General features: G+C 46.2%; 5 protein-coding genes. 2 read left to right on the top strand and 3 right to left on the bottom strand.

Features of this window, described 5'->3' with window-relative positions; all coding sequences use genetic code 11:
• Positions 1-93: 93 nt before the first annotated feature.
• On the top strand, positions 94-744 hold the full coding sequence (locus tag ACN4EG_RS04290; RefSeq protein WP_431627967.1) for a hypothetical protein: 651 nt from the start codon (positions 94-96) through the stop codon (positions 742-744).
• Between the two features lie 28 nt (positions 745-772).
• On the top strand, positions 773-1,228 hold the full coding sequence (locus ACN4EG_RS04295; protein ID WP_431627968.1) for a hypothetical protein: 456 nt from the start codon (positions 773-775) through the stop codon (positions 1,226-1,228).
• A 162-nt stretch (positions 1,229-1,390) separates the two neighbouring features.
• On the opposite strand, the gene ACN4EG_RS04300 is transcribed toward ACN4EG_RS04295, so the two are convergent.
• From ACN4EG_RS04300 to ACN4EG_RS04310, 3 genes are all read right to left on the bottom strand, one after another.
• Positions 1,391-1,900, bottom strand: a complete 510-nt coding sequence (locus ACN4EG_RS04300) for an O-acetyl-ADP-ribose deacetylase (RefSeq protein ID WP_431627969.1) — start codon at positions 1,898-1,900, stop codon at positions 1,391-1,393.
• A gap of 82 nt (positions 1,901-1,982) precedes the next feature.
• Positions 1,983-4,274 (bottom strand): HD family phosphohydrolase, encoded by a 2,292-nt coding sequence (locus tag ACN4EG_RS04305; RefSeq protein WP_431627970.1) that lies wholly within the window; start codon positions 4,272-4,274, stop codon positions 1,983-1,985.
• An 880-nt stretch (positions 4,275-5,154) separates the two neighbouring features.
• Positions 5,155-6,273 (bottom strand): hypothetical protein, encoded by a 1,119-nt coding sequence (locus tag ACN4EG_RS04310; protein WP_431627972.1) that lies wholly within the window; start codon positions 6,271-6,273, stop codon positions 5,155-5,157.
• Between the last annotated feature and the right edge of the window lie 378 nt (positions 6,274-6,651).

Genomic DNA, 6,651 nt, shown 5'->3' on the forward strand with positions numbered 1-6,651 from the left:
GTAAGAATAGCTATACTGAAGCCAGTGTGCTCCATTGGTAACTGAGCTTATTAAGTTGACTAGCGTTCATTTCATCCAAAGTTAGAGTCTACAGTGAATTCTATTCTTGCCGAACGAATCAACCATATAGAGAGTTTAGAAGCTCTACATCTAAAATATCTCACAGAGATGATGCAGGCTGATAGTGGAAAAATCTTCGGAGTAGACTTGCTTGCTCAAGCAGCTTTCAAGCGTTCTATGTCATTATGTGCTGGCTTTGCTTGTCTTGTTAAGAGCAAAAACTATTTATCTGCAGCAACCCTCGTAAGACTACAACTGGATACATGCTTACGTTTCTTTGCTGCGTTTATAGTCGAGCATCCTCATGACTTCGCCCAAAGCATCTTGATGGGTGTCCCGGTCAGAAATCTCAAAGACCGCTCCGGGCAGCTCATGACGGATCGTTATCTAGTCGAAACTCTTGGCAAACAATACGATTGGATGCCTCGCGTATACACAGCAACCTCTGGCTTCATTCATCTTTCAGAGAGGCATATGTTTTCTGTTTGGCAGCCGAGTGCAGAAGGAGAACTGATGATTGTCATTGGGCCAACTGATGATCAACTAGAGGATGATCTTTGGATAGAACTAGCTGATGCTTTCCTTGCTTGTACAGACGCATTATTTGAATACCTAAAGAGTTGGATTTTTACTAAACAAAATCCAGGGCTAGTTGCCGAGGTGATGCGACAGCAAAAAGTGTAGCAATTTTAGATCACATTAGGAGCTTTAGATGAGCCGATTTGATGATGCAGTAGATGCACTTTCCCAACTTAACTCTCGTGAATTTGGCTATTTATTAAGTGCCAGTCGTTATGCTGGCAACCTCGCTGATTCTGCTCAACTTGATGACCTACAAGATGCTCTTGAACAATTGACTCAGGGATTGGCAATTGTTTATCTGTTTGCAATTTTTGAGGACTATTTCTCAATCGATGAGATCAAAAAAAAGCATGGCGCTTTAGATGAATATCTCGCATACCGCCATATCAGACATTCGTTTGCTCATAAACCACTAGGGAAACGTGCCAAAGTGCATCGAGCAGAATTTGAGAAATTAATAAACACAGGTAATCTGGATCACCTGTTGATATGGGATCAGCAAAATGATTTGATTTATCTCAGGACTGGGATTGTTGAACAGATACGGACGTTTCTAGTTAATTCTGTTGCCCGCATTGCAGTTTGAGATTAGTACTTAATGTGCAGTAGATTGCTTAATAATAAGCAACAGGTACAACTCTTGAAGCTTCTACACGTCAGCATGATGGAACGCGATCGCGCCTTGGAGGCTACGGAGTAAAGGTCTTTTCTAAAAACCGAGGTTTTCAGAAAATTTCGGTTTTTAGAATCAAGAATTCACGGCTTGCCAATACGCTTGATACATCTCCTCGGAAAAACAGGTGAATACAACTTGCTCGATCGTGGAATTCGCCTCTAAGAACTGGATTGTTTCCGCGATCGCGATTTGTGTGGCCTGATCGATCGGATAACCATACACCCCACAGCTAATGGCCGGAAAGGCGATCGTTTTGACCTGCTGTTCCACCGCTAGCGCCAACGAATGTTGATAACAGGATGCTAATAAGGCTGATTCCCCTTGGGTGCCCCCCTGCCAGACAGGCCCAACGGTATGAATAATCCATTGCGCAGGTAAGTTATATCCCCGCGTGATTTTAGCCTGTCCCGTTTTGCAGCCGCCCAGCGATCGGCATTCTGCCAGTAGTGCTGGCCCTGCAGCTCTGTGAATTGCACCATCCACGCCCCCACCGCCCAATAAAGACGTTTTTGCTGCATTGACAATGGCATCCACTTTTAGTTGGGTAATATCTGCTTTAATAATTTCAATTCGACTTAGCATAGCGTTTTTCCATTGACTTTTTATCGAACTTAATACTCTCAACACCGATCTCAACGCAGCGTTGTCTTTCCTATCCTCATAATTACTTCGGATAACTAATTCGTTGATGGTTAGATTGTTGCCAAACCTGTAGAAAAATTTTGCCAATTTGGGAAAGATCCTCCCGCGACAGGTTAGAGTTCGCGAGTTGTCCGTCTTGCCACCGAGCGCGAAGAATTTTTTGAATCATATTGTTGGCAACTTCCGGAGTGGCGTCTTTAAGCGATCGTAGCGCCGCCTCACAGGAATCCGCCAGCATCACAATTCCCGTTTCCCGCGACTGGGGTGCAGGCCCGTCATAGCAAAAATCAATATCCTTGATAACCTTACTCGTATCCTGTTGGGCTCTCTGCTGGGCGCGATAGTGAAAATAGGCGATCGCCATGGTTCCTTGATGTTCTGGAATGAAGGCTCGAACGGCTTTTGGTAATCGTGCTTTTTTCGCCATTACAATACCTTCAGTGACATGCTTTTTAATGATTTTCGCACTTTCCCAAGGATCATCGATCAAATCATGTTTATTGACCCCACCCATTTGATTTTCAATAAAGCCCATGGGATCATGCATTTTACCAATGTCATGGTATAGCGTTCCTGTGCGTACCAATTCAACATTACAACCCAATTCCCGGGCCGCCGCTTCCGCAAGATTGGCGACAAAAATCGTATGCTGAAAGGTACCGGGAGCTTCCGCTGCAAGGCGCTTGAGCAACGGTCGGTTGGGATTAGCCAATTCCAGTAGACGAATGGTGGGAGCGAGGTCAAAAAATTGTTCGAGGTAGGGACTCAGCCCGATCGCAGCAATGCTCCAAATGACACCTAATAGTGCTTGCATTCCCATCTCCGTGACTAGGGTATAACTCACCCCCCCCGTCACCAGACCGATGAGTCCGTAGGCAATGCCTTGCAGCAAACCAATCAACAAACCTAACAATGCTTGCTCTTCCCGCGATCGTAGTTTCCCAGCCACCATAGCGGCCAGCAGCCCCCCCAACAGACTCGGCAACCATTGCTTAAGCCCTAAAACCATCCCGACCGGAAGCAGCCCACCCAGTCCTGCGGTAATCAAAATTGCAACGGGTGAGCCATAAAACGTACTCGTTAAAATTCCAATCATTGATAAATTTGGGACAGGAATTTTTAACATAATTAGCAATGGTGTGGAGAGTGCTAACAAAAGGACTAACACATCATCCCGACGACGCCACTGGGGGCTTAAGGCAAGAATTAGCCGAGAAATACTAATCACCACAACGGCCATCCCACCCCCAAAAACCAGCAATCCAATCCAATTGGTTCGCCGCTGACTAAGGCCAAAATGCTCTAAGAGTAAAAACTGCGATCGTTCGATTTTTTCACCACCGTAGATGATCACAGCATCTTTGCGAATGGTAATCATCTGAGGCGGAACTTCGTTGGCACTTTTTTCCGCCGCCGCCTGAATGCGGGTAACATCGGGAACTAAATTTGGCTGGAGCGCCAATTGCAGCAGATTTTTAGCCGTAGTTTGTGTATTGGCCGGGAGGCCGCCTTGAACTTGTAAGTCGATCGCCTGACGTAAGCTTTCTTCAGGCAATCCTGGAGAAATGCCCTGCGCCAACATGCGATCGGTAATTTTGCTAATCGTGGCTTGTACCTGCTTCCACGAAGAGTCTGACCAATCTAACAAAGCCGGATCAAATTGGAATTTAGAATCAACAAATGTAGCATCTTGAAGTGCTGAGATTGCAATTTGATAAGCTTGACGGCTCTCTTGAACAGTGCGCAGAAATGGGCTAAAGTCCGCAGAAGGTTGGCGACGGAGATAGGCTTGAATCGCTTGAATGACTTTTTGTTGAACAGGATTTTTGCCAGCCGTTAATTGCAATCGTTTGAGGCGCTGTGGGTTTTTGCCGATCGCCTTGGATTGCTTGAGAATATCGGTCTGAATCGCCTGCCACTCAGCATCACTTAACTTGCGGAGAGATTGTTGAATGGCGATCGTAAAATCTGCCGTTTTTAAATAAGGCAATGGCCCTGCTAATTTCCGAATGCGGTTACCTTGCTCAAACATCCGTTGTAATTTCTGTTGGGTTGCCGCCTGCACCTGCGGATCGATCATGACAAAGCGATTGACATCTTTACGCGCCTGTTGCTGCTTTGCTTCGGTCGCTTCGGTGTCCTCCACACTTCCATCGGTAGGGGCAATGATCGTTTGGGTCGCTGTTTTCCCGATCGCAAGTTGGGGCTGGGAATAAAATCGTTGTCCTAGTGCAATGGTCAATGAAGTCACCGCAATCAATCCAAACAACTGAGGATGAAGATGACGAATAACTTGAGCGAAACGTTTTGACATAGTAAGTTCCTGATCAATAACGTTATGAAATCAGCCTGATTCCTAGTAAAAGTCGGGTTGTTTCTTCAATCTCCGCTCATCGATCGAGGCATCTTGATTTGCAGTAAATGGGTGCACCCCACTTTGGTAGCCCTCATCCTAAATCCCTTTCCCAGAGCGGAAGAGGGATTTTAAGTCTGACCTTCCTATCTTGGGAGAAGGGGCTGGGAGATGAGGGCCAATTTGCAAAACGGGGATGCATTCGCAGTAAACTTAATGTTGCTCTAGAAATTCCTAAATACCCATTCACAAGACAAGTATGGGGTTCCGCTACACTATTTAATTTCGTTACATTGAAATTGAATTCAGAAATTATTCGCTCACAAATATCCATTTTTGACTCATCTTTGAGGTCATTAATTGGGGCGCACGATTCAACTTTAGATAATCAAGTTTTATGAGTAATTAAATTTTGAATAAAACATAAACTAAAAAGGGAAATGAAGCCGCTGAGCTTATGCTAAATCTAGAGCGTATCTGTAAAAGATAGGTATCTGTAAAAAATAGGTGAAAACCATTACATTTTTTTGAATAGGAAGCTGCCGGAAATAGGAATCTATTGAGACAGTAAATTGCAACAGTTATTAGACAAACTCTAGCCTCCTAAGCATCCTGACAAAATCGCAATTCACCGATTCTCTTGGCCATAATACGGCTGGTCAATGAAGGTGTCCGGGAAATCACCGTTTAGAAAGCCCCCATTACGCCAATCTCATACGCCAATTTCAATTGTGTCAAATTCTAATTACGTCAAATCCCAATTACGCCAAACCCTAATTACACCAAGTTGCCTACAATAATCACTCTCCATTATTACAGCGAAATCATGATCCATTCTTGGTTAAGGTCGATTGCGCGATCGCAGATTCAAGGCCCGAGGCGCTGTAACCGCTGGAATGGTCATGGTCGATCGCAGTTGTGGATCAACGCCCGCCCAAGCAAGCAGCAACTGCATCGCCAACAATTCACACTGATACTCATTCAAGGACCCATTCAACCAGTGCCCATTCAAGTGCTCATTCCAAGCTGATTCCGAGAACACCTGGTTTTCTCCCATCGGTTTTTCTAGTCCCAAGTCTGCCAATCCTGAGTCCGCAACCGTTGTCCCTCTTCGCCATGCAATCGGGAAGCCCATCACACCATTGTAAGCTCCACCCAACGCGCCTGCCAGGGCTCCAACTAGGATTAAGTTCTCCGTTGGGTATATGGATTGATGGATCGCCCGGTTGATGGTTGTCATTACATCCTCGGGCGTTGCAAGGAAGCAATAAAGAACCTGCAAAACCTGCTGAAATTCCACGGGAATCTGCGATCGGGTCTGCAACCATTGCTGCACAAAATATAGACTGCGTTGCTGGGTCAGCCAGTCTTCCAAGGCCCGCAAATGGAACTGTTGGACCCCCCATTCTGTGCTGAAATCTTTCCAATCCGTCCTGGTAGGAAACGCCGTTAACCAAGGTTGCAGGGATTGGGCTGGGGCAGCGAGTTTTCCGGGATCCCCGAGGGCAAGGGCCAGTCCCCCTGCTACCAGCCCCAGCAGGGAGCAATGCCGCGGACTCAGATGGGGGATGAGTGTTTCCAGGGTATGGTTCAGTGCCTTCGGACTTTCATGGCCGTACAACAAATAGGGTAACAACCCGATTGCAACGTTGAGCGGATGAGTAGTCTGATGCAACCAAGACTCATTCAAGCCAGGATATGGATTAGTCGAAGACGAGTCCGAGGAAAGTGCATCAAGGCTAGCCAGCAGGCGATCGTCGTTGGTTTCTCTTCTGACTGCCAGTAAATTCTGGGTAGACTGGATCAACCGTTGACCCAGAGAAGACGCTGGGGGCAATTGTCCCAAATCCTGGGGGGGAGATTGGGGGCAAAAGTGCTGTGCTGCCATTAATTCTCCAAGAACTGCCCCGAAAAGACTGCCCTGGAACCGGAGTAGTAAGGGATAGGGAATCCGGGTCATCGTTGCTTGCTCCGTAAATTAATCCGTAAACGACTCTAATCAATGGCTCCGCGAAGGACGAAACAATGAGGAATCGCAAGATTTTGTCCCCGGACAGGTATCGTAGAGCACTGACGATCCTTGAGCAGAGAATCTACGATCGCCCCTCCATCCACGGCCTCTGAGTCAAATTGGCAGTCCGAGTCACATTCAAGCCTGAGTCAAATCTAAGTCCAATCTAAGTCAGAGATAGTATAAACTTCAGGGGAGTTAAACGTCTTCGTGACAAGCCTAGTGGAGTGTCAGGATTAATTTTGTGAGTTTGAGCGAGAATGGATTTAGGATCTGATTGGTTCTGAAATCCACTCTTGTAGGAATATCGTATGGGCAAAGTGTACA

This window comes from Alkalinema pantanalense CENA528 (genome assembly GCF_050753345.1).
Lineage (GTDB): Bacteria > Cyanobacteriota > Cyanobacteriia > Leptolyngbyales > Leptolyngbyaceae > Alkalinema > Alkalinema pantanalense.

Bases quoted from the DNA above. Each gene is read 5' to 3' on its own strand.
- ACN4EG_RS04295 (WP_431627968.1), top strand. From the start codon at position 773: ATGAGCCGATTTGATGATGCAGTAGATGCACTTTCCCAACTTAACTCT.
- ACN4EG_RS04300 (WP_431627969.1), bottom strand. From the start codon at position 1,900: ATGCTAAGTCGAATTGAAATTATTAAAGCAGATATTACCCAACTAAAA.
- ACN4EG_RS04305 (WP_431627970.1), bottom strand. From the start codon at position 4,274: ATGTCAAAACGTTTCGCTCAAGTTATTCGTCATCTTCATCCTCAGTTG.
- ACN4EG_RS04310 (WP_431627972.1), bottom strand. From the start codon at position 6,273: ATGACCCGGATTCCCTATCCCTTACTACTCCGGTTCCAGGGCAGTCTT.